The 3,086-nt window shown below is 71.4% G+C and carries 3 protein-coding genes; all 3 read left to right on the top strand.

The window, feature by feature from the left end; genetic code table 11:
* Positions 1-227: 227 nt before the first annotated feature.
* A complete protein-coding gene (locus J7E68_RS09875) occupies positions 228-1,151 on the top strand; it encodes a hypothetical protein (RefSeq protein ID WP_215172137.1) in 924 nt (307 codons plus the stop codon).
* 444 nt (positions 1,152-1,595) lie between these two features.
* Positions 1,596-1,805 (top strand): methyltransferase, encoded by a 210-nt coding sequence (locus tag J7E68_RS09870; protein ID WP_140038123.1) that lies wholly within the window; start codon positions 1,596-1,598, stop codon positions 1,803-1,805.
* 117 nt (positions 1,806-1,922) lie between these two features.
* A partial coding sequence (gene glp / locus J7E68_RS09865) for a gephyrin-like molybdotransferase Glp (RefSeq protein WP_215172135.1) occupies positions 1,923-3,086 on the top strand: 1,164 nt, incomplete at its 3' end.

The following is a 3,086-nucleotide window of genomic DNA, read 5'->3' as shown; positions in this document are numbered from 1 at the left end:
CGGGGCCAGTTCCGCACCGCGCCCGCCAGGCGGGGCCAGTTCCGCATCCGAGAACTGGTTTGAAGATGCAGAAGTGGCCCCGCTCGCGGCGCCAGATGCAGAAGTGGCCCCGCTCGCGGCGCCAGAACGCACCGCGGATGCTGTCCACAGGCGCGACTTCTCCACAATTCTCGGGATCCGGGCGATCACGAAGCCCGAGCCACGGTTCGCTCGCCGATCGTGAGGGGATGCGCCATCGGATACTCCTGCCCGACGAACTCGGCCGCCATTTCACCGTGACGCAGGCCGCGGCCGCGGGTATCGGTCGGGGCCGAGTCGGCGCCCGCGATCTCGACCGCCCTTTCCGCGGGGTCCGTTCGGTCGCGAGGGCAGAGACACCCCTCGATCGCGTCACCGCCCTCGCGCCCCGACTGCACCGCGGTCAGCTCGTCGGCGGCGAGACGGCCATGCGGGTGTGGGGGTATCCGCACCCCGGAATCTGGCGCCTCGAGGCACCGATCGTCGTGGTCGTGGCGCCGGGTTCGGCGCGCGTCCGCCGCCGCGGCGTCACCGGCCGGCGCCTGGCAGGGGGACGAGCCCATCCCTGGCGAATCGGCGGAATCCCGGTCATCGATCCGGTCGCGGCTCTGTTCATGTGCGCCGTGCCGCTGACCGACGATCAGGCGGTCATCGCTCTCGACGCGCTGATCAGCACGGCCGACAACTATCCGGGGCTGCGTCCGGGGCGTCCTCCGCTGGCACTGACCGACATCGAACAGCGGCTGCGGGCCTGGGGCCGCTTCCCCGGCTCTCGACGAATCCGTGATGCGCTCACCCGCGCACGGGACGGAGCGGAATCGCCGAAGGAGACCGAGACCAGGCTGCTCATCGTGGCAGGAGGTCTTCCCGAACCCGTCGTGCAGCACGAGATCCACGAGAGCGGCGTCCTCATCGCGCGGAGCGACATGGCCTATCCCTCGCTCAAGATCGCGATCGAGTACGAGGGCGATGGCCACCGCACGAGCCGCGAGCAGTGGAGGCGCGACATACAGCGGCAGCGCGAGCTCGAAGACCGCGGCTGGATCGTCATACGCGTGACACAGCTCGACCTGGGCGACGGCGGACGGATGCTGATCGACCACATCCGTCGCGCGATGGCATCCCGCCGCTGACTCTCCCCCGTCTCTTCCCCCTCCCCTCCCTCCCTCTCCCCGCTTCGCCCCCGCCCCTGCCTCCAGGCGGGGCCACTACCGCATCCGGATCACGCCATCGCGGTGCGGAACTGGCCCCGCCCACGCGCGCCAGCTGCACTAGTGGATGCCGCAACCCCGCCGACCCCACAACGCGCCCGCGGCTGCGCGCAGGGCCACTTCTGCACCCGACCCTCCAGGCGGGGCCACTACCGCACCCGAATCACGCCACTGCGATGCGTAACTGGCCCCGCACCCGAATCACGCCACTGCGATGCGTAACTGGCCCCGCAACTCGGGCGCGCGATGCGGAAGAACTGGCCCCGCAGTTCGGACGCCCGCCCGCTGCCCCCGCCACCGCGCATCAAGGGCTGGTATTCCGGTGCGCCGGGGCGTAGCGTCACGGGCAACGGAAGAGGTTCGATGATGAGCACGACCAAGACCCTGGCCCTCTGGGTGGCTTACGGCACGAACGGGGTCGTCGGCAGCATCCGCCACGATGACGAGGGCTACACGGTCGTCATGGCCGGATCGGATGCCGCGACAGGCACCTACCCGAACCTGGAATCGGCCAAGGGGGCGCTGCATTCGCACATGCTGCCCGGCAGCGGCTGGCCGATGTTCCGCGAGCACTGACTTTCGAGCGGGGAACAGGCGGGGAAAGAGGGGCAGGGGGCGACGCGGTCGCGGGGGCATCCCGCGACCGTCGTACGCTGACTGCATGCCCTTCACCACCCGACCGTCGCTTCCGCCATGCTGACGGTCGACGCACAGCGGGCGAAGGTGCTGGCTGCGGCATCCGCTCTCGAGGCCGAGATCGTGTCGGTCGCTCTGGCCTCCGGACGCACTCTGGCCGACCCCGTGCACGCCCGGGTCGATGTGCCGCTGTTCGACAACTCCGCGATGGACGGGTACGCCGTGCTCTTCGCCGATGTCGAGGGGGCGAGCGTCGAGCATCCGGTCGTGCTGCGAGTGATCGCCGATCTGCCGGCAGGGTCTGCCGACGAACCCGAGCTGACTCCCGGTTCGGCGGCCCGGATCATGACCGGCGCCCCCGTGCCGCGCACGGCGACCGCAGTGGTGCCGTTCGAGCACACCCGCGACGGCCTGCAGGCGTGGGATGCTCCCGCCATCGTGACCAGGGCTCCGGCCCGGGCGGGCGCGAACATCCGTCGGCATGGCGAAGAGCTGCGCGCCGGCGCCGTCGTCGCCCCGGCCGGCACGGTTCTCGGACCGCTGCAGCTGACGGCGATCGCCACCACCGGCATCGACACCGTCGCCGTGCATCGCCGCCCGCGCGTCGCCGTGATCTCGACCGGCACCGAACTGGCAGCCCCCGGAGCCGAGCTCGCGCGCGGACAGATCCCCGAGTCGAACTCGGTGCTGCTCGCGGCGCTCTGCACCGACGCGGGCGCGGATATCGTGTCGGTCGACTCAGTGACGGATGAGGATGCGGCGTTCACCGCGCTGCTCGAGCGCGCACTGCACGACGCCCGCGCCGACGTCGTCGTCACCTCCGGCGGCGTGAGCGCCGGAGCCCACGAGGTCGTGAAGAACGTGCTGCGCGATCTCATCGAGTTCGTGGCGGTCGCCATGCAGCCGGGCCGACCGCAGGCGTTCGGACGCATCGACGACGCCCTCGTCTTCGGACTGCCCGGCAATCCCGCCAGCGTCGCCGCCTCGTTCGAAGCGTTCGTGCGGCCGGCGCTGCTCGCACTTCAGGGCCGCGAGCCGATCGAGCGCCCGATGCTCCGCGTCGCCGTCACCGCCGGGTGGCGGAGCCCGGCCGGACGTCAGCAGTACGTGCCCGTCATGCTCGACCGCACAGACCCCGCCGCCTGGTCGGCGCGCCCGGCGGCCGCCGACGGGTCTTCCGGGGCGCACCTGGCCGCGGGTCTCGCCCGAGCGGATGCCTAT

Origin of the sequence: Microbacterium sp. ISL-103, from assembly GCF_018613995.1 — a bacterium.
Classification (GTDB): Bacteria; Actinomycetota; Actinomycetes; order Actinomycetales; family Microbacteriaceae; genus Microbacterium.
The sequence above is the reverse complement of the archived record's forward strand: the minus strand, read 5'-3'. Positions and strand labels throughout refer to the sequence as shown.